This window comes from Xanthomonas sp. Leaf148 (assembly GCF_001423585.1).
Lineage (GTDB): Bacteria > Pseudomonadota > Gammaproteobacteria > Xanthomonadales > Xanthomonadaceae > Xanthomonas.
Window position 1 is genome coordinate 1519493 of record NZ_LMOP01000008.1, and the last position, 20343, is coordinate 1539835.

At 64.5% G+C, this 20343-nt stretch carries 19 protein-coding genes and 1 pseudogene; 3 read left to right on the forward strand and 17 right to left on the reverse strand.

Features of this window, described 5'->3' with window-relative positions; translation table 11 throughout:
- Positions 1-107 precede the first annotated feature (107 nt).
- Positions 108-333, forward strand: a pseudogene (locus ASF90_RS24505) (hypothetical protein); the annotation flags it as partial.
- Positions 334-682: 349 nt separating this feature from the next.
- On the opposite strand, the gene murU reads toward ASF90_RS24505, so the two are convergent.
- From murU to ASF90_RS10925, 4 genes are all read right to left on the reverse strand, one after another.
- Entirely contained in the window at positions 683-1393 is a 711-nt protein-coding gene (gene murU / locus ASF90_RS10910; RefSeq protein ID WP_055849608.1) for an N-acetylmuramate alpha-1-phosphate uridylyltransferase MurU, read from the reverse strand.
- Positions 1390-2409, reverse strand: a complete 1020-nt coding sequence (locus tag ASF90_RS10915; protein ID WP_055849610.1) for a phosphotransferase — start codon at positions 2407-2409, stop codon at positions 1390-1392. Before ASF90_RS10915 ends, murU begins: the two co-directional genes overlap by 4 nt.
- 48 nt (positions 2410-2457) lie before the next feature.
- Positions 2458-2730, reverse strand: coding sequence for a GlsB/YeaQ/YmgE family stress response membrane protein (locus tag ASF90_RS10920; RefSeq protein ID WP_005993264.1), 273 nt, complete (start codon positions 2728-2730; stop codon positions 2458-2460).
- A gap of 324 nt (positions 2731-3054) precedes the next feature.
- Entirely contained in the window at positions 3055-4548 is a 1494-nt protein-coding gene (locus tag ASF90_RS10925) for a M20 family metallopeptidase (RefSeq protein ID WP_055849613.1), read from the reverse strand.
- Between the two features lie 157 nt (positions 4549-4705).
- Here ASF90_RS10925 and ASF90_RS10930 point away from each other — a divergent pair, with 157 nt between their 5' ends.
- Both ASF90_RS10930 and ASF90_RS10935 read left to right on the forward strand, forming a co-directional pair.
- Positions 4706-5080 carry a helix-hairpin-helix domain-containing protein gene (locus ASF90_RS10930; protein WP_005993268.1) on the forward strand — a complete coding sequence of 125 codons (375 nt, stop codon included), beginning with the start codon at positions 4706-4708 and terminating at the stop codon, positions 5078-5080.
- Positions 5081-5552: 472 nt separating this feature from the next.
- Positions 5553-6257 (forward strand): HutD family protein, encoded by a 705-nt coding sequence (locus tag ASF90_RS10935; RefSeq protein WP_055849616.1) that lies wholly within the window; start codon positions 5553-5555, stop codon positions 6255-6257.
- 456 nt (positions 6258-6713) lie between these two features.
- On the opposite strand, the gene ASF90_RS10940 is transcribed toward ASF90_RS10935, so the two are convergent.
- From ASF90_RS10940 to sufC, 13 genes are all read right to left on the reverse strand, one after another.
- On the reverse strand, positions 6714-8330 hold the full coding sequence (locus ASF90_RS10940; protein WP_055849619.1) for a flavodoxin domain-containing protein: 1617 nt from the start codon (positions 8328-8330) through the stop codon (positions 6714-6716).
- On the reverse strand, positions 8327-9301 hold the full coding sequence (locus ASF90_RS10945; RefSeq protein WP_055850390.1) for an FAD:protein FMN transferase: 975 nt from the start codon (positions 9299-9301) through the stop codon (positions 8327-8329). Before ASF90_RS10945 ends, ASF90_RS10940 begins: the two co-directional genes overlap by 4 nt.
- A gap of 229 nt (positions 9302-9530) precedes the next feature.
- Complete coding sequence (locus tag ASF90_RS10950; protein WP_055849621.1) at positions 9531-10334, reverse strand: DUF4198 domain-containing protein; 804 nt, start codon at positions 10332-10334, stop codon at positions 9531-9533.
- A 157-nt stretch (positions 10335-10491) separates the two neighbouring features.
- The gene (locus ASF90_RS10955; RefSeq protein ID WP_055849625.1) at positions 10492-11007 is read right to left on the reverse strand and encodes a DUF2271 domain-containing protein; all 516 of its coding nucleotides are present in this window, start codon (positions 11005-11007) and stop codon (positions 10492-10494) included.
- Between the two features lie 21 nt (positions 11008-11028).
- Positions 11029-11667, reverse strand: a complete 639-nt coding sequence (locus ASF90_RS10960) for a PepSY-associated TM helix domain-containing protein (RefSeq protein ID WP_055849629.1) — start codon at positions 11665-11667, stop codon at positions 11029-11031.
- Between the two features lie 6 nt (positions 11668-11673).
- A complete protein-coding gene (locus ASF90_RS10965; RefSeq protein ID WP_055849632.1) occupies positions 11674-12432 on the reverse strand; it encodes a tetratricopeptide repeat protein in 759 nt (252 codons plus the stop codon).
- Positions 12425-13111, reverse strand: coding sequence for a Fe2+-dependent dioxygenase (locus tag ASF90_RS10970; protein WP_055849635.1), 687 nt, complete (start codon positions 13109-13111; stop codon positions 12425-12427). Before ASF90_RS10970 ends, ASF90_RS10965 begins: the two co-directional genes overlap by 8 nt.
- A gap of 48 nt (positions 13112-13159) precedes the next feature.
- On the reverse strand, positions 13160-15478 hold the full coding sequence (locus ASF90_RS10975) for a TonB-dependent siderophore receptor (RefSeq protein ID WP_055849636.1): 2319 nt from the start codon (positions 15476-15478) through the stop codon (positions 13160-13162).
- A 337-nt stretch (positions 15479-15815) separates the two neighbouring features.
- Positions 15816-16145 (reverse strand): non-heme iron oxygenase ferredoxin subunit, encoded by a 330-nt coding sequence (locus ASF90_RS10980; RefSeq protein WP_055849639.1) that lies wholly within the window; start codon positions 16143-16145, stop codon positions 15816-15818.
- On the reverse strand, positions 16142-16681 hold the full coding sequence (locus tag ASF90_RS10985; protein ID WP_055849641.1) for a GNAT family N-acetyltransferase: 540 nt from the start codon (positions 16679-16681) through the stop codon (positions 16142-16144). The genes ASF90_RS10980 and ASF90_RS10985 overlap by 4 nt, the downstream gene beginning before the upstream one ends.
- 161 nt (positions 16682-16842) lie before the next feature.
- Positions 16843-18087, reverse strand: a complete 1245-nt coding sequence (locus ASF90_RS10990; protein ID WP_055849644.1) for a cysteine desulfurase — start codon at positions 18085-18087, stop codon at positions 16843-16845.
- Positions 18084-19346, reverse strand: coding sequence for a Fe-S cluster assembly protein SufD (gene sufD, locus ASF90_RS10995; protein WP_055849647.1), 1263 nt, complete (start codon positions 19344-19346; stop codon positions 18084-18086). The genes ASF90_RS10990 and sufD overlap by 4 nt, the downstream gene beginning before the upstream one ends.
- Complete coding sequence (sufC, locus tag ASF90_RS11000) at positions 19346-20110, reverse strand: Fe-S cluster assembly ATPase SufC (RefSeq protein ID WP_055849649.1); 765 nt, start codon at positions 20108-20110, stop codon at positions 19346-19348. Before sufC ends, sufD begins: the two co-directional genes overlap by 1 nt.
- Between the last annotated feature and the right edge of the window lie 233 nt (positions 20111-20343).

Genomic DNA, 20343 nt, shown 5'->3' on the forward strand with positions numbered 1-20343 from the left:
GGTCTGCGGCTGTCTCGCAGGGCCTTGCCCGCCCACCATCGCGGGACACGCTGCAAGTACGCCCATCTAAGTTCCTACGCGGCATCCATGTCGCGTAAGGCCTGGCAACGGTGGGCGGGCAAGGACTAGCCGAGATAGTCGGTGCGTCGAGTTTTCAGCAAGCAACCAGCAACGCTCTAGCGCGGTGTCCTCGTTCTTCAAAAAAGCAGCCAACTGTCTGGTGCGGTGTCCTCGCCGCTTGCGGGACCGTTGGCGGCATGGATGCCGCCATCGAGCCCCCAGGGACGGGTTTACGGTGTGTCCCGCAAGTGGCGAGGGCGCCGCGTGCTCGATGCTGCGAGTTTGCTACAGGGCCGTTGCCCGCCCACCATCGCGGGACATGCTGCAAGTACGTCCATCTAAGATCTTACGCGGCATCCATGCCGCGTAAGGTCCGGCAACGGTGGGTGGGAAAGGGCTAGCCGAGGTGGTCGGTGCGTGGTTGCGAGCGGTGCACGCGGTGCCGGCGGCCGCTAACGTGCGGTCTGATCAGCTCCTTTCGTCCGAGCGATGCCATTGCCAGTCCGGACATCGCCTCAACCGTCGGCGAAGACGCATGCGGCTGACACGTTGCAACCAGCGAGCCAGCGTTCGAAGGTCTGTTGATGCGCTTGATGACGAGCGTTGCAGCAATGAGTTGCGATCAGCCGCCGTTGCGCAATAACTGTGCATCCAGCTCTGCCAGACGCTGCGGCGTGCCGACATCGGTCCAGCGCCCGGCATGGTGGATGCCGTCGATCAGGCCTGCCGCCATCTGCGCGCGCAGGATCGGCGCCAACGCAAACCGCGGCGCCGCGCTAGTCTGCTCTGGCAACGGACCAATCACCGATTGCCAATCGTGCAGCAGCGACGGTCGATACATGCCGATGCCGGAATAGGTAAGCGTTGCGGGCAGATCTGCGTGCACCTTGCCATCCGCATCCAGCGCGAAATCAGCGCGCTCTGCATAAGCGGGGCGATCCACCAGCACCAGCTGCGCCAGTCCTTCCGGTGCATGCGACAGCCGGGCAAAGTCGAAATCGGTCCAGATATCGCCATTGACCAGCAGGAACGGTGCATCGCCCAACAGCGGCAGTGCGTGCAGCATGCCGCCGCCGGTTTCCAGCGGCGTTGCGCCTTCATAGGAATACGTCAGACGCAGCCCGAACGCACCGCCGTCTCCCAGCGTTTGCGGAAACTGCTCGGCCAGCCACGAGGTATTGATCACTACCTCGTCCACGCCCAACGCCGCCAGTTTGCGTAGATGCCAGACGATCAACGGCGTGCCGCCGACCGACAGCAAGGGTTTGGGCGTGTGCTCGGTCAACGGCCGCATCCGCTCGCCAAAGCCTGCTGCAAAGATCAGCGCCTTCATGCGTCCGCCTGCAGTGCGCGTGTTGCCAATGCGGGTTTGACCACCTCGTCCAGCAGCGCGACCAGTGGCGCCAGCTCGGCGTAGCGCGGCAGTACTTCGTCGAGATAGGCGATGAAGCGCGGCACGTTGTCCAGATACCAATGCTTGCCATCGCGATGGCTCAGACGCGAAAAAATGCCCAGGTTTTTCAGATGCCGCTGCACGCCCATCCAGTCCGCATCGCGCAGAAACTGCTGCAGTGGCGGCACCGGCAATCCGGCGGCCTGCGCACGTGCGTGATAACGCGCCAGCCAGCCGTCGACGCGTGCAATCGGCCAACTCACCGAGGTGTCCTTGAACAGACTGATCGGGTCGTAGGCGATCGGCCCGATCACACAATCCTGAAAGTCCAATACTGCCGGACCATCGGGCACCGGCATCAGATTGCGCGGCATGAAGTCGCGATGGGTGAAAACGCGTGGCTGCGCCAGCGCGTTGTCCATCAACCGCCGTTGCACCAGTTGCAACTGCTCGGCCTGGCCGCAGTCCAGCTGCACGCCAAGATGGCGACCCAGAAACCACTCCTCGAACAAGCCGGCATCGCGTTGCAGCAGCGCCTCACCAAACACGCCGCTGTCGGCAGGTGGCGGGATCTGTTGCAGCAACAGCAATTGCGCGATGGCGCCGTCCAGCAGGTTGTCGGCATTGGCGTCGGTCAGGACCTGCGCCAGCGTCGGTACGCCCAGATCTTCCAGCAGCAGGAAGCCGATCTCCAGGTCCTGTGCCAGCACCTGCGGCAGGCGCACTCCATGCGCACCCAGCACGGCATGCATGCGCAACCACGGCGCCACGTTTTCAAGCTGCGGTGGCGCATCCATCAGGATGCGATCGGTGCCGCGTCCCTGCGTGCGCCAGTAACTGCGAAACCCGGCGTCGACCGACGCGCGTTGCAATACTGCAGATGGGTCATCCAGTGCGTGTCGCACCCATTGCAGGCGCAGCACGTCGCGCGCAGGGTCAGAAGGCGATACCGTCATGTGTCGTGGTTGCGTAGTGAAGTGAGGACGAAGCGTGCAATGCAGCGGTCAGCGTTTGCTGCCGCTGAACAAGCGCAGCAGTGCAAGGATGGCGATGGCACCGAGCAACGCGCCGAGGAAACCGGCAGGCTCGCCTGCGTGGTACCAGCCCATGTAGCGGCCAAACCAGCTGGCTACCACCGCCCCGGCGATGCCCAGCACGATGGTCAGCAGGCAACCCAGGCGCTGCGTGCCGGGCGTGATGAAACGCGCCAACAGCCCGACCACAAATCCCACCAGCAGAATGTAGAGCCAGCTGTCGCTACCAAACAAAGTGTTCATTGCAGCACCGAAAGCGAACGGGATCGGCAGACTAGCATTTCGGATGTCGGCCACCCGCGCTGCACACGCAGTGCGAGTGGTGCTGATGGGGTGCCTTCAGCAAGTCGTTGCGTTGGGCATTGCCACAGAATCCTGTAATGGAGTGACTGCCCAGACAGCCGCCGCCTTCAATCGCATGATCGAACACCCAGCTCCTGTCCCTGCGGGAGAGGAGCTGGGTGAGAAGACGCTGACCAAGTTGCCGATGCCGCGTCATTTGCGCCAAATGCAACGCAATGCTTCACGTCAGGACACGCCCTCAGCCGGCAGTCGTCTCTCGTCGACTCAACAGCAACCGTGTCCACCATGACGGGTGCCGCTATCGGCAGCCACCGGCGAGCCGCTGGTTTCGCCGCGCAGGCAGGCCGCGTGATGCTCGGCGATCACCTTCGACACGCAGGCGGTGACGCGCTTGCCCATCGGGATGTGCAAAAACTCGTTCGGGCCATGCGCATTGGAATGCGGCCCCAGCACGCCGGTGATCATGAACTGCGCGCCGGGGAACTTTTCGCCCAGCATGCCCATGAACGGGATCGAGCCGCCTTCGCCCATGTACATCGCCGGCTTGTCGAAGAAGGCCTGGCTGGCATCGTCGATGGCCTTCTCCAGCCACGGCGCCATGGCCGGGGCATTCCAACCGGACGATGCCTTTTCCAGCTCCAGCGTGACCTGCGCGCCATTGGGCGGGTCGCGCAGTAACGCCTGCTTGAGCAGCTCGCCGCAGGCTTTGCCGTCTGCGGTTGGCGGCAGACGCAGCGACAGCTTCACCGCCGTTTGCGGACGCAAGACATTGCCGGCCGAGGCCAGCGGCGGCATGCCATCCACGCCGGTGATCGACAGCGCCGGGCGCCAGGTCCGGTTCAAGACCAGCTCGGTGAGGTCGTCATGCATCGGCACCAGGCCATCGACCATCGGGAATTTGTCGAAGATGGCGGTATCCAGCGTCGCCGCTGCAGCCTTGGCCTGGGTCAGGCGCTCGGCCGGCACCTCCACATGCAAACCCTCCAGCAGGATGCGGCCCGTGGTTTCGTCTTCGATGCGCGACAGCAACTGCCGCAGCAGCCGGAAGCTGGACGGCACCACGCCGGACGCATCGCCGGAATGCACACCTTCTTCCAGCACCTTCACGCTGAGGTTGCCACCGGTCAGGCCGCGCAGCGAAGTGGTGCACCACAACTGCTCGTAATTGCCGCAGCCCGAATCCAGGCATACCACCAGCGAGGGCTTGCCGATACGCTCGGCCAGATGGTCCACGTAAGCGGGCAGATCGTAGCTGCCGGACTCCTCACAGGCTTCGATCAGCACCACGCACCGCGCATGCGACAAGCCCTGGGTGCGCAGCGCCAGAATCGCCGCCAGCGAGCCGAAGATCGCGTAACCGTCGTCGGCGCCGCCCCGGCCATACAACTTATCGTCGCGCAGCACCGGCTCCCAGGGGCCCAGGTCGGCATCCCAACCGGTCATCTCCGGCTGCTTGTCCAGATGGCCGTACAACAACACGGTGTCGTCGCCGGACTCCGGGCCGGTGGCCGGGATCTCGATGAAGATCAGCGGCGTGCGGCCGTCCAGGCGCACCACCTCGACCTGCATGCCATCGATGGCTTGGGCGCGCGCCCAGGTTTCCATCAACGTGACAGCCTGCTCCATATAGCCGTGGGCCACCCAATCGGCGTCGAACATCGGCGACTTGTTGGGAATACGGATGTAATCGACCAGCTGCGGGACGATCTCGCGGTCCCAGGTTTCGCTGATGAATTGGTCGATCTTGGCGCTGTCCATGAAGGCTCCGAATGCGTGACGTAATGACACATTCTACGCCCGGGGCGAGGGGTAGGTATTTCCCTACAAGGCGGCGCGCAGTTCACCTGCTGTGTGAAAAGTTCGTTGGCGATAGGATTGCTGCATGTGGCGCGGGACACTGGCTCCGCCGGCAGGAATGCTGGCTAGGACCATCACCCAAGCCACAAGGAGCGTTGCAATGAAGTCATTTACCGTAGTCCTGAAGTCCCTGCTACTGGCGTTGTTGTTGTCCTCGAATGCGTACGCGCTTGAGAAGGTCGATATCAACACCGCGTCTGCTGAGGAATTGGACAAGGTGCTGACGAATGTCGGGCGATCAAAAGCCGAGGCAATCGTTGAGCACCGTCAGGCAAACGGTCCCTTCAAAAGTGCCGAGGAACTGGCACTGGTCAAGGGCATCGGACTCAAGACGGTCGAACGGAATCGTGACCTGATCGAAGTAGGAGCCACGATGGCTCCCGCCAAGAAGGCTGCCAAGGGGGCGGCGGTGAAACCGGTGGGACGGCGTTAAGGGGAAGGGATCCGAGATACGGTTCGACGCGAGGATGCGTGGCCGCAACCTAACTGGACAGGATGTCCGGGGGATGGCTGGAAGCCGACAAGGACGTGGAATCGCCCGGTGTTGCACTTGGATGTGCAGCCGGGCGTTTTTCGTTTCAGGACGTGTTGATTCGATCTCATCGCAGCGCTGTTGCTGATGGGCAACGCCAGGCTTTGCGCTGACAACGGCCCGCACCCATATGCTTCCGCACGTTGACGCGTTGACATCGCAATGTCCTGAGATCCTGAGATCCCGACATCCCGACATCCCGTTGAGCGTCTCGTGATGCAGCGAGGTCGATGCAGACCGTTATTGTCTGAGTGCTCGGTGTGCCGGGGGCTCGAAACGCGAGGGCGGCTCGAGATGCCTGGTTTGCGTACGTCTGCGGATACCGCACGGTCGCATGAGGGCTTGGGCGGCGGGCTTCGGGCACAATGCGTCGATGCAGCTGACAGACCTGAGCAGCCGGGTGATTCCGGCCACCGAGTACCGCCGCGAGCGGTGGCGCAATCAATTGGGTTGGACACGCGAGATCCTGCGGCTCGGGGAATCCGAGGCTTGGGCATTGCGGCTGTCGATTGCCGAGATCGAACAGGACGCCGCGTTTTCCGCATTTCCGGGGATCGACCGCGAATTGGTGCTGCTGCATGGAAACGGCATGCGCCTGCAGTTTGGCGACGGTGAACTTGATTCCGGCGATGGTGCTGCGCGTGCTGATGGCCTGATCACAGGTACACATACTGATGACGGTGATGCTGGCGCACGCGTCGCTGGCGCCGCTGGTGTCGTCGAATTGCTGCCGCCCTACCAGCGTGTCCGATTCGCTGGCGAAGAGACGGTCGGTGCGAGCTTGCTCGATGGGCCGACGCAGGACTTCAATCTGATGTGGCGCCGCGATCTGCTGCACACCGAGCTGCTGCATCGCCCCTTGGTCGGCACCATGCTGTTCTTCGCGGATCCGGGCAGCGCCTGGGTCATCCACCTGCTGGCGGGCCAGGCCAGCTTTGGGCGCGACAGTGGGCTACCGCCCCTGGCTGCGGGCGACACCGCATGGCTGAGTGCATCGACGCGAACCCGTTACGTGCTCGATGGCGGCGGCGAGCTGCTGGCGATCCGGGTGAGTCCGCTTGCTGGCGCCTCCGATTAGCAGGTCCGGGCAGTTGAGAGTGTTCTTGCTTGCATTAAACGGCCGAGATGCAAGTGCAAGTAAAAGCGCAGCCAGTGAACCGGGTAGTTAGCAATTCGTATTGATACGTGTCACGTGCACTGTCTGCGTCGAGAAACTAAAGAGGCTGACAACAAGCAGCTAGCACTCATCTGGTGGGTGTGAACGGCGCGCAGGGACTAGAGTGTGAGTGCACACACCGATGCCGAGCAACGGCTGCGGCCGTCTGGCAGCTGCACAGTCGTTTTGTAAGCTGCTTTTAGCGAACTCGCAGAACTGCAGCAACGTGCCGAAGCGTGCCAATGCAGAGCGCGGTTGCCGGCAAACGAGCGTTGCTGCGTACAGGATTCGGATGCCATGTCTGCCTGCCCACGATCGCCACGTGATGGCAGCGCTCCCCGCTGACAAGCTGCGATCGTCGGCCTGCACGCTTGCTGTTCAATACACGTCGCGACGGTAGCGGCCGCTGCGTAGCAGTTCTTGCCTGACATCAGTGCCCAGCAGAGTGTCGAGGGTGCGGTCCACTTCGGGTGCCATGCCGCGCAGGCTGCCGCAGAGATAGATGCAGGCGCCGCGGTCGATCCATTGCCGCAGGCGATCGCTGGCAGCGGCCAATGCATGTTGTACGTAGCGTACCGAGGGGTTGTGGTCGCGCGAGTACACCAGGTCCAGACGCGTGATCCAGCCATCGTGTTGCCACTGCTGCAGTTCGTCGGCATACAGCGCGTCTTGCGCGGCATTGCGTTCGCCAAAGATCAGCCAGTTGTCGCGCGCGCCGGCCGCGATGCGTGCGCGGAGATGGGCGCGCAAGCCGGCGATGCCGGTGCCATTTCCGATCAGCAGCATGGGCTGAGCGGGTGCGGGTGGGTGGAACCCAGGATTGCTGCGCAGGCGCAAGGCAATTTGCGCGCCGATGGGAGCATGCACGCACAGCCAGCCGCTGCCGATCCCGAGCTGCCCATCGACATGCCGATGTTCGCGGATTAGCAGTTCGGCGTGGCCTTCTTCGCTGATCGATGCGAGCGAGTACTCGCGATGCGGCAGTGTGATCAGGCTATGCGCCAAGGCGGTCGCATCCGCTGACGCCGTGGCGCCTATCTCTGCATCGGTGGGCAGTTGCGAGCGGCCAAGCCAGTCGCGCAGCGTACGACCGTCGATGATGTCCGAGCCATCGCGTCGATGACGCTGCAACCAGGCCTCGACACTCTCCGGTGCGTTCTGCGGCGCGACCTCGGCGATGTCGCCAGCACGCCATGGCGGCAGCGGGCCATCGATGGGCGTGAGGCGGAGTCGATGGATCGGTGCGCCGGCACTGCCTGGATTGACGTGGACGCGCTCGCGCAGCTGCCAGGCCGTGTAGGTCGGCACGCTCCAGTCGGGTTGCTCGGCAAGCGCAGGTGCCAGTGCCGACAGCCGCTGCTGCCATTGCTGCAACGCGCGCGTATCGGCATTGTCGACCTCGATGCGCTCGAACAGGCGGGTGCCGCCGCGCGCGTGCAGGCGGTCATCGAGATGGCGACCGAACGCGCAGAATTGCGTGTAACGACGATCACCGAGTGCCAGTACCGCGTACTGCACGGCGGCCAGATCCTGTCCGCCGTCGGCGAGCCAGTGACGCCCCGCAGCCTGTGCGTGATCCGGTGCATCGCCTTCGCCGGTGGTGCTGACGATGCATAGCAAACGCGGCACGCGCGCGAGCTGCTCGGCAACCACCGCCTCCAGCGGGAGTGCGCAGGCACCGATCCCTGCCGCTTGCAAGGCAGCAGCGCTGCGCTCGGCCAGTTCGCGTGCGAATCCGGTCTGGCTTGCCCACACGATCAGCATGCCACTGCTGTCGCCGTGCGACGTGTTGGCGCGTGCCCGGCGGCGCAGCAAGACCGCCGCGCACAGCATGGCGTACGCGGCCATCCCGACGGCCGCCCATTGCAAGCGATGCGGTGTTGGTGCGCTCCACCACGCACCGTCATGCAGGCTGGCAAGCCATCCGACAAGCGTCGCCAGGGCGAGCAGCAGCGCCCCGTTACCCATCCACACGCGTGGGCTTGCGGCGCTCATGACGCCGCCAGATGTTGCTCGAAGGCCGGGCTCATCGCTTCGTGCAAACTGCCATCGTGGCGCGTCAGAAAGCGCACTGCCAGGTCGGTCTTGGCGGCATAAGCAAGGCCTGCATCGATCCCGAGCACGGTCATTGCGGTGGCCCAGGCATCGGCCTGCATGGCATCGCGCGCGAGCACGGTGACGGCGGCAGGCGCATGCGGAATCGGCGCTCCAGTGCGTGGATCGAAGGTGTGCGCGTAGCGCATGCCGTCGGCATCGAAGCGGTGCCAGCGATCGCCCGATGTGGCGACTGCCAAGCCATCCAGGGTGAGCACACGTGCCGGCAATGTGGCGCCGGCGTCTTCGTCGGGCGCGGATTCGACCAGCACACGCCACGCGCTGCCATCGGGTTTGCATCCATAGCCGAACAGTTCGCCGCCTACGTCGATCAAGGCGCTGGCGATGTCGGCCTGTCGCAATGCGTGCTGCACGCAGTCCACACCGAAGCCTTTTGCGATGCCGGATAGATCCAGTGCGACGGCGCCGGGTTGTAGCACCCGCTGGCCATCCAGAGCCAGGCGTTGCCAGCCACAGCGCAGGCTGGCCAGCGCGATCTGTTCGGGCGAGGGCACACGGCGTCGGCCGCCGGAGGCGCCAAAGCCCCACAGTTCGACCATCGGCCCGACCGTGGGGTCGAACGCGCCGTCGCTGGCCTGCGCGATCTGCAGCGCGGTGCGCAGCACGGTGAAAAAGTCATCGGGCAATGTCTGCCACTGACCGGCCGTGGCACGGTTGTAGCGGCTGATATCTGAGTCCGCTTCCCAGGTGCTCATTTGCGCGACCACGCGATCGAGCGCTGCCTGGATACGCGCATGCAGGGGATGCAGGTCGCGCGCACGCGGCGCCACCAGCTTGACGCTCCAGGTGGTGCCCATGCTGCGCCCGCCCAGGGAGGCAACGGCGTCATCTGCGGAAGAAACTGGGTGCATGCGTGGACCGGTCGAGCAGGTGCTGCCTGAGGCAGCCGTGGTGACGCGCGAGCGTGTGGTTTGCATCACGCGGTGTGATGTTTGAAACAACCGAGGATGCGCGTGTTGATACCGCGTGCGCTGCGCGTTCGGCAGACTGCACACGCCGATAGCATGTGCCTCAGCAGCGCCACTGCACTAGCGCCACTGCATTGGCTATTCGGTCAACACAGTGGCGGGCATGCGGCGATTACTGCGGCAACACTTCCAGCGTTACCACGTAGCCCAGGCGACGTTGTTTGGCCTGCGGCAATGAGGTCTTGCTGTCTTCGCTGGTGGTTTCCAGCCAGTACATGCCCGCTTCCGGCCAGGTCACGCTGAAGCCGCCCTTGGCGTCGGTCTTGAGCTTGATCTCGTTCTGCGCATCGCGATAGCGCGTGCCGCCACGCACGATCTCGATTTCTAGCCCGGCTGCCGGCTTGCCATCCAGCTGCAGGGTGAACTGCGCCGCTTCACCGGCGACCAGGTCGTTGGGGTGGGTCACCGGCACCAGCTCGATGCCCTTGCCGCTGGGCTTGAACGCGGTGGTGGTCGGCGCGCCGCGGGTCACGAAGGTTTCCACGCGATTGAGCGATTGCGACACCTGCAGCTCCTTCGCGTCTTTCGGCACTTCGGTGGCAAAGCTTGCCTCGTTGCCGCGCCAGCGCTTGGGCTTGCCGTCTTCCTTCCAGCTGGCGAACAGGCCGGCGTTGACGATGCTGAGCTTGTAGGTGCCAGGCTGGGTGAGCTGCAGGTCGAACACGCTGCGGTACTTGCCGGTGGCCGGGTTTTCCGGCTTGAGCGCGCTGCCATCGGGAGCGGTGATGCTCAGATTATCCAGGCGCAGCGGCACGTGATTGAAGTAGAACAAGTCGTTGGACACCGCCGCATCGACGGTGATCCACGGCGCTTCGCCGGCCAGGACGGTTTGCGATGGCAGCAGCCAGGCCTTGTGGGCGAACGCGCTGACGGGAAGTGCGGCCAGCAGGGCGATCAGGACATGCGAACGTTTCATGACAACTCCTTGAAGAGCGATAAGGCGGGTGGGTCACGTGTCTGATCAGCGCACTGCGGCGCTGCGTGGATGCGTGGGTAACGAAGGTCGATACGCGTCTGCGCCACGTAGCGCGCGCGTCATGGGCACGGATGCACCGCATCCCCGCCCATCTGCATCAGGGCTTGGCGGTCAGGCTCACCGCGCCGAGTTCGCTGCTGCCGCTGGCCTTGGCAGACTGCGCCGAGGTGGCCGGCCAGGTGAAAGGCACCTTGACCAACTCGCGGCCACCGACTTCGCGCGCAGCTTCCACCACCAGGGTGTACTGGCCGGCCGGCAGCGACTTCAGCGCGCCCTTGGTGTCGGTGAACGACAGCGCATGCGCGCCGGCAGGCCGGGTGGGGCCGGTCACGCCATCGACCGGCACCTCCAGCGTGCGGCCGCTCTTGCGCCACCACTGACGCAGATCCGGCAGCCACTTGGTGCCGTGCCCTTCGGCGGTGTCCTTGGATTGGTACCAGACCGCCAGATTGGCGGCGACCTTCTGGTCTGCGCCTTCCAGCCAGATCGCCACGTACGGGCGGTGGTATTCGGCGACATTGAGCTTGGGGATTTCGATGTTGATGTCGAGCGTGGCCGCATACGCCGGCATGGCGAGCAGGCCGCTCAGAGCGATGGTCAGGGTGGCGCGCATGATCGTCTCCGGTGAGTAAGGTCAGTGGATCAACAGCAAGGCAAGCAGCAGCGGAATCAGCAGGCCCAGGCCGACCAGCGGCCAGGTCATGCTGCGCTGACGCGCATGCAGGTGCAGCAGGAACAGGCCGGTGATGCAGAACACCAGGCAGGCGATGGCGAACACGTCGATGAACCAGCCCCAGGCCGGCCCGGCGTTGCGGCCTTTGTGCAGGTCGTTGAGATAGGCGATCCAGCCACGCGTGGTGTGTTCGTATTCGATCGCGCCGCTGCTGCGGTCCAGGCTCAGCCAGGCATCGCCACCGGGGCGGGGCAAGGCGACATACAGCTCGTCGGGCGACCACTCTGCGTTGCGGTTGCCGATGCTGATTTCCAGTTCGCGACCCAGCCACTGCGCCACGCGCGGCGGCAGCGGTGCATCGCCGTCCTGGCGCGTGCCCAAGGTCTTCAACAGCGCTGGCGGCAAGGTGAGCGTGCGTTGCTCGGTGGACGGGCTGGCTTCGATGCGCGCGGCGTGATTGAGGGTGAGCCCGGTAACCGTAAACAGCAGCATGCCGATCAGACACAGCGCCGAACTGATCCAATGCCATTGATGCAGCATGCGCAGCCAGAATCCGCGGCGTTGCTGTGCAGTGGCGATGGTGTCGTTGGAAGCGGGCATGCCGGTTTATGCCACGTCTGCGGGAACGGGCGGCTGCAGTTGCGATTGCCGCGAGGCCACATCGCTGAGCAAGGCGCGCAGGCGTGGCTGCGGTGCGTTGGCCAGCACGGGCGTGAGCTGACGCAGGAACCCGGCGTGCCCGCCGCCGATCGCGCGTCGCATCCAGTGTTCGGCCTGATCGAGCGCGCCTTCATCGGCAAGCAGCGTTGCATAGCTGGCCTGGCCGCGAAAATCGCCTGCCTCTGCGGCGCGGCGATACCACTCGCGTGCAGCAAGCGGATCCGCCGCGCAGGCCAGGCCCTGGTCGAGATAGCGCGCCACAAAATTCATCGACTTGGCGTGACCACGTTCGGCCGCGGTGCGATACAGCGTCAAGGCGTGTGCCTGGTCCTGCGCCACGCCGCGCCCGGAGGCGTACAGATGCGCCAGGTTGTACATGCCCCATTCCAGGCCATGCTCGGCGGCGCGGCGATACCATAACGCCGCCAGCACCTCGTTGATGGCGTTGCCAAAGCCCAGTTCGTGGCAGCGGCCCAGTTGGTTCATCGCTTCCGGATGCCCGGCATTGGCGGCCACTTCGTACCACAGCATCGCCATGGCCGGATCGGCAGCAATGCCGCGGCCTTCGGCATACAGCTGTGCGAGCAGCAGTTGTGCAGTCACATCCTGACCGGCGGCGGCCTTGCGCAGCAACGCGACTGCCTGGGCAGGCTGGGTCTGCAGCAGTGCCATCAGCAGGGCTGGGTCAATCGCAGGCTCAGACATCGGCCCACTGCCGCAGCAGGTTGTGATACACGCCGGTGAGCTGGATCAACGACGGATGCCCGGGCGTGTCCTGGGTCAAACGACGGATCGACACATCCAATTCGAACAACAGGCGGCGCTGTGCATCGTCACGCAGCATGCTTTGGATCCAGAAGAACGAGGCGACACGCGTGCCGCGCGTTACCGGCATCACTTTATGCAGGCTGGTGCCGGGGTAGATCACCAGGTGCCCGGCCGGCAGCTTCACCGACTGCGTGCCAAACGTATCTTCGATCACCAGTTCGCCACCGTCGTAACTGTCCGGGTCGCTGAGAAACAGCGTGCCCGACACATCGGTGCGAACCGGCTCGGCACCGCCGCGGCTGCGGTCGTAACGCACCGCGTTGTCGACGTGATACCCGAACGACTGCCCGCCGCTGTAGCGATTGAACAACGGTGGATAGATCCGACGCGGCAGCACCGCCGAAAAGAACGTGCTGCTGCGGGAGAGCGCCTCCAGCACCAGTGCGCTGGCCTCGCGCGCTGCGGCGCTGTCCTCGGGCAACTGCGCGTTGTCCTTGGCCTGCGCCGATTGATGGCCAGCGGTAATGCGGCCGTCTGCCCAGTCGGCCGCGTCCAGCCGCGCGCGCAACTCGCTGAGCTTCACGGGCGTCAAGACATCGGGAATGGGCAGCAGCATGCGGCGCTCTCCACGCCGTCCGCAGGGTGCGGGCGGCGTGCCGGAAGGTTAGAAACTGAAGGTAGCGTTCAACACCGCCGAGCGGCCATCTCCCGGCAACGCCCAGCCACTGCCGGCGGTGACAGTGCCCGCGGCGTTGACGGTGAGGTTGTTGCGGATGCTGGTGTAGTACTCCTTGTCGAACAGGTTGTTGACGTTCAACTGCAGGCTGAGCCAGTCGTTGACGCGCAGGCCGACCATCGCACGGTGCACCCAGTACGCGTCGGTCTTGCGGTAGACCGCGGTCGAGGTGTTGTTCGGGTAGAAGCTGCCCTGGTAATTGACGCCGTAGCCGAAGATCCACTGGTTGAGCGCGTAAGTGGTCCAGAGATTGCCGGCATTACGCGGGGTCTGCACCAGTTCGCGCCCGGCAATCGGGTCGCCGGTGAGGCTGGCGGTGCGGTTGGACACGCTCTGCAGCACTTCGCTGTCCAGGAAGGTGTAGTTGGCGAAGACCGACCAGCGCTCGGTCAGGTAGCCGGCCACGCCCAGTGCGATACCGTCCACGCGCGCCTTGCCGTCGAGCACCTGCTCGGGAATCAGCGGGTCGCCGCTGTTGACCTTGTAGTTTTCGCGCTCGTTGCGGAAGACCGCAGCGGTCAGCGCCAGGCGCTCGTTCAACACGTCCCACTTGCCGCCCAGCTCGATGTTGACCGCACTTTCTGGCTCAACATTGCAGTTGGCGCCGGCGGTGGCGGTGGCGATCGGCGTGCACGAGCCGTTGACCGACGCCTTGGACGGGGTCTTGCTGTTGGCGTAGGACAGATACAGGCTGGCGTTGTCGACCGGCTTGAATACCAGACCGGCGCGGTAGGAGAACAAATCGTCCTTGCTGCCCGCCGGGAAGCCCGGGGTCACGCCGGTGACGCCGCCGATGGCATTGACGGTGTAGGTGGTGGTGTCGCCTTCGTTGTGCTCGTAACGGCCGCCCAGGTTGAGCATCCATTGCTCGTTGAACTGCAGCGTGTCGAACAGGTACACCGCCTGATTGGTCAGGCTGCCCTTGCTGCGGCCGGTGCGGAAATAATTCTGCGGGCCTGTCCAGATGTTGTACGGGTTGTCGAAGGTCTGCAGCGGGTAGGTGATGCCGGTGGTGGAGCCGTCGGCATTGCGGAAGATGCTGCCGCTGTCGAGTTCGAAGTCTTCCTTGCTGAAGGCCACGCCGGCGACCACGCGATGCTCGATGGCGCCGGTGTGCAGGGTGGCGGTCAGGTCGGTCTGGCTATGCGCGATGAAGTTTTCGGTGTCGCGCACCAGCCCGCGCGGGCCGCTGTTGGGGTTCCAGGTGGACGGCGGCTGGCCGACGCAGGCGCGACCGGTGTAGGCGTTGGTGTTGTTGGGCAGGCACCAGGTGCCTTCCGGCGCGGTGGCCGAGGTGGTCTGATCCACGCGCTGCAGACGCGCCAGGCTGCGCAGCTTGACGTTGTCGTCGAAGTCCATTTCCAGCACGCCGGTCAGCATGTCCACGTCGATCTCCTGACGCGACACATTGCGATAGCCGTAATAGGTTTCGCGGTCCACGCCCGGCAGCGGGCCATCGTTGAACGGGCTGAGCGCGAACGGCACGCCGTACTGCGGCAGGTTGTTGTCGTGCTGGTGCAGGTAGCTCAGCGTGAAGCGCGTATCCGAGCCCAGGCCGAAGGCGATCGACGGCGCAAAGCCCCAGCGATGGCGGAATTCTTCATCGCGGCCCGGCACGTCCTGGGTGTGACCCATCGCGTTCAAGCGCACGGCGGTGCCGTTTTCGAAGTCGTAGTTGCTGTCGACCGTGAGGCGGCCATAACGGTCGCTGCCGCCGCCGATCAGCACGTTGGTGAAGTCGCCTTGCCCGGCGGTCTTGGTCACCAGGTTGATGTTGCCGCCGACCGAACCGGCACCGGACATCGCCGAGTTGGCGCCGTTGATCAGCTCCACGGACTCAAGGTTGAAGGTATCGCTGCGGCTGTACTGCGCGCTGTCGCGCACGCCATCGGTGGTGATGTCGCTGCTGGCGGTGAAACCACGCAGATTGATGCTGTCGCCATACCCACCGCCGCCTTCGCCCGCGCCGAAGGTGATGCCGGGCAGCGTGCTCAGCACATCGCGCAGCGACAGCAGATTCTGCTGGTCCATGGTCTGCTTGGTGACAACCGTGATGGTCTGCGGAGTGTCGCGCAGCGCTTCGGTGTACTTGGGCGAGGACGGCTTTTGCGCACGTTCCTGCTGCACCCGGATGGCATCCAGATCCACCGCACCCGGAGGCGCCGGCGCATCGCCAGGCTGGGCGAACGCAGGAGCGGACAGGGTCAACAGCACGGCCGAAGTGAGCGGGGAAATCCTGGGAGTCATGAGACGTCTCGAAAAGGAAAGCGGTGCTCCGGCCTGGCGATGGCTCGGCGGATGCGGAAGGGTGTGCGTGCGTCGCTAGCCCGTGGCGCCCGGCTGGCGTCCACCGCACGTGCCGTCGCGCCGCGCTGGAAAGCGCAGGCGAGCAGGACGCAAATCGAAGGTGTCGGACAGTGCAGGGCGCATGGGATCGCAGGGCAGGTCAGATGTTAAGAAGACCTGAAGGGTTGCGATCTTAAATGCAAATCATTCTTCTTTGCAATCTTTGCCGACCGGAGGCGCACGTCTGCAAACACGCGGCGGCTTCTAGCGTGAAAAATATGCGTTGGTAGCTGCCGCGCTAGCGGTCGTCGCGGGTCCAGATGCCGTCGAGCTCGCGCTTGACCGGGAACTTGGGCACGGCGGTGTAGGCGGGCGCGCATAACGGGCGGCCATCGCGGATATCGAAGCGGGCGCTGTGCAACAGGCATTCGATGGTGCCGGCGACCGGGTCGAAGCTGCCGGGCGACAGCTCGTAATCTTCGTGGCTGCAACGGTCTTCCAACGCGTACAACTCGCCGTCGAGATTGAACACCACGATCGGCGCGTCGGTGACGGCATCCCACGCTGTCTGCAGTTCGCCGGGCAGCAGCGCCTCGCTTGCGCAGACGAAGGTCCAGGTCTCACTCATGGCGCGGCGCCGTCCAGCGATTTTTCCAGTACTTCGAAGCGTAGATCCTGCCGCAGTGGCACGCCGAAGCGTTCGTCGCCATACGGGAACGGCTTGAGGAGGCCAGTGCGGCGATAGCCGCGCCGTTCGTAGAAGGCGATGAGTTCGTTGCGCACATCGATCACGGTCATGCGCATCACCGGCAGCTTCCATTCGGCGTCCACGATGCGTTCGGCTTCGGCCAGCAGCGTCTTGCCGATGCCGCTGCCTTGCAGCAATGGGTCCACCGCAAACATACCGAAATACCCTGCGCCGTCGTCGTCGGCGATATGCGCGCACGCCAGCAGGCGCCCATCCTGTTCGACCAGCAACACCAGGCTGCGCTCGCGCAGGATGTCCTGACGCAGCACGGCCGGGTCGATGCGGGCACCGTCGAGAATGTCGGCCTCGGTCGTCCACCCCACGCGACTGCTGTCACCGCGATAAGCCGAGGTCACCAACTGGACAAGGGCGTCGATGTCATCGACGGTGGCAGTGCGGAACGTGGTGGTCTGCATGAGGGCGGGGATTTGGGAGTGGGGATTGGGGATTCGTAACAGCGTAGCGAAGTTTGGCGCTTTTGAATTCCCGCGTGAATATTAGGGCGATGGAAGTCCGGCACCCCTCGGTGACATGCTTTTGCGATTCCCGATTCCCGATTCCCGATTCCCGATTCCAATCAGCCCAGTAGGCGACGCACCTTCACCAACGCGGCAACAAAACGCTCGATCTCGTCATGCGTGTTGTAGAACGCCAGCGATGCACGACAGGTTGCGGCAACGCCGTAGAACTGCAGCAGCGGGTGCGCGCAGTGCTGGCCGGAGCGCACCGCCACGCCTTCCAGATCGAGCAGGGTGGCAAGATCGTGCGAATGCGCACCGTCGATCAGGAACGACACCACCGCGGCTTTGTCGGGCGTGGTGCCGAAAATGCGCAGGCCATCGATCTGCTGCAGCTCTTCGGTGAAGTGCGCCAGCAGCTCGGCTTCGCGCGCTTCCACGTGCTCCAGGCCGATCGACTCCAGATAATCCACCGCCGCGCCCAGGCCAATGAAGCCGGCGATGTTGGGCGTGCCGGCTTCGAACTTGTGCGGGGCATCGTTGTAAACAGTGCCTTCGAAGCTGACTTCCTTGATCATTTCGCCACCGCCCAGAAACGGCGGCATGGACTGCAGATGCTCGCGACGCGCCCACAGCGCGCCGGTGCCGGTGGGGCCGCACATCTTGTGGCCGGTGATGGCGTAGAAATCGCAGCCGATCGCGGCCACGTCGATGCGCCGATGCGGTGCGGCCTGCGAGCCGTCCACCATGGTGACGATGCCGCGCCTGCGCGCGTCGCGGCAGATCTCGCGCACCGGGTTGACCGTGCCCAGCACGTTGGACACATGGGTGATCGCCAGCAGTTTGACGTCCGGCGTCATCGCCTTGCGCAAGGCATCCAGATCCAGCGCGCCCTCGGGGGTGATCTCGGCTACGCGGATGCTGGCACCGGTGCGCTGGGCCACCAGCTGCCACGGCACGATGTTGGCGTGGTGCTCCATGCGCGTGATCAGGATGACATCGCCGGGTCCCAGACGCGGCAATGCCCACGAATACGCCACCAGATTGATCGCAAAGGTGGTGCCGCTGCACAGCACCAACTCGTCGGCGCGCACATTGAGAAAGCGCGCGAGTTTGCTGCGTGCGCCTTCGAAGGCATCCGTGGCTTCGCTGCCCAGCGCATGCACTGCGCGGCTGACATTGGCGTTCTGGCGCCGATAGAACTCGTCGGTCGCGGCAATCACCTGCAGCGGCTTCTGCCCGGTGTTGGCGTTGTCGAAATAGATCAGCGGCTTGCCATGCACCTGCCGCATCAGCAGCGGGAAATCCGAACGGACGCGTTCCCAATCCGGAGCGTTGCCCTGAGTGACGGCAGGTGCATTCATGCCACGCCCGCCGAATTCAGCGCGCGGTCCAGCTGTAGGGCCAGCACGGCACTCAACGCAGCCGGCAGGACCCGCAACGGCTCGTGGCAGAACGCCGCACTCAACAGACGCTGCGCCTCCGCTTGCGGCAGGCCGCGCGAGCGCAGATAGAACAAGGCGTTGTCATCGAGCTGACCGACAGTGGCGCCATGCGCTGCCTGCACTTCGTCGGCATCGATCACCAGCACCGGCTGGGTATCGATTTCGGCATTGGAAGAGAGCAGCAGATTCTTGTTGGACAACCGCGCGTCGGTGCCATCAGCGCCCTGACGGATATGGATGCCGCCATGGAACACCACGCGGCTGCGGTCGGCACCCACACCGCGCCAGACCAACTCGCAGGCGGTGTCGCGGGCAATATGTTCGATGCCCAGGCGCGTATCGACATGGCGGCGACCATTGCCCAACAGCACGCCATTGGCAGTGAGCTGGGCGTTGCTGCCTTCCAGGCGCACGTTGAGTTCGTGCCGCGACAAGCCGGCGCCCAGTTCCAGATCCACGCGCTGGTAGCGCGCATTGCGTGCCAACACGGCATCGGTGCGCAGCAGTGCGGTGGCGTGCGCGCTATCGGCCTGCAAGCGCGCATGCGACAACACCGCGTCCTGCGCCAGATGGACATGCATCACGCTGTTGTCCAGATGCGCCGCATCGCCGACATGCAGATGATGCTCGACCACATTGAGCGCAGCGCCGGCACGGACTTCGATCAGATGCCGGTAATGCCAGGACAGATCGTGCTCGCTGGCCACGCTGACGAAGACGATATGCAGTGGCAGCTCGATCTGCGCGCTGTCTTGCACGCGCACCAGCACGCCTTCGTCGGCCAGCGCGGCATTAAGGCGGGCAAAGATCTCGTCGCTGCCGTCGAAACGGCGGCCGAGCAAGTGCTTTGCGTCATCGCCTGCGGCCAGTGCGGCCGACAAGGTGTCCAGCTGCACGCCGTCCGGCAACGTCGAGACATCGCTCAGCGCTGCGGAAGGGCGCCCGTTGACGAACACCAGCCGCGGCGCGGGGATCTCGTCCAGTACGGCGGCATCGAGCAGCGTCGGCACCAGCGGTGCCGGCTGAAAACTGCGCCGTTCCAGCTGACGCAACGAGGTGTATTTCCACGCTTCGGCGCGCGGACCGGGCAGGCCGGTCTGCAGCGCTGCGTCGAGCTCGGCGCGGCGCGCATCGTCGCCACTGAAGCCGCGGGCCAGGGAGTCGAGCAGGGCGCTCATCAGGCAGCAACCTCGGGCACCACACGATCCTTCAGGAAGTGGTAACCGTGTTTTTCCAGCTCCAGCGCCAGTTCCGGGCCGCCGCTCTGCACGATGCGTCCTTCGGACAGCACATGCACCACGTCCGGCTTGATGTAGTCGAGCAGGCGCTGGTAGTGGGTGATCACCAGGAACGAACGCTCCGGCGAACGCAGCGTGTTGACGCCGTCGGCCACGCTCTTGAGCGCATCGATATCCAGGCCGGAGTCGGTTTCATCCAGGATGGCGAGCTTGGGTTCGAGCACGGCCAGCTGGAAGATCTCGTTGCGCTTCTTCTCGCCGCCGGAAAAACCCTCGTTGACGCCGCGATGCAGCAGCTCGTCCTTCAAATGCAGCACGGCCAGCTTCTGCCGCACCAGCTTGAGGAACTGCATCGAATCCAGCTCCTCTTCGCCACGCGCCTTACGCTGGGCATTGAGCGCGGCGCGCAGGAAATAGGTGTTGTTGACGCCGGGGATTTCCACCGGGTACTGGAACGCCAGGAACAGGCCGGCGGCGGCGCGTTCTTCTGGCGGCAGGTCGAGCAGGTTCTTGCCTTCGAACTGCACGCTGCCTTCGTTGACTTCGTAGCCATCGCGGCCGGCCAGCACGTTGCCCAGCGTGGACTTGCCCGCGCCATTGGGCCCCATGAGGGCGTGCACCTGGCCGGGCTGGATGTCCAGCGACAGGCCTTTGAGAATGTCTTTGCCGGCGATGCTGGCGTGGAGGTTTTTAATGTTGAGCATGCTGATGGTCCGTCAGAATTCTTATGTAGCCCCTCTCCCGCCGGGAGAGGGGTTGGGGTGAGGGTCGGCGCAAACAACTTGAAGGCGTCAGCGACTAATGAATGCGTCGCCGCGCGCCATTGAAGTGAGCATCCGGGAGCTCTTCGAGTATTTACCTTGACTGGCGCGTGGCGACGCGTTCGTCATAGCCAATCTTTTCGAGATCCTCCTGGCGCCCATCATCCGGCGCTGCG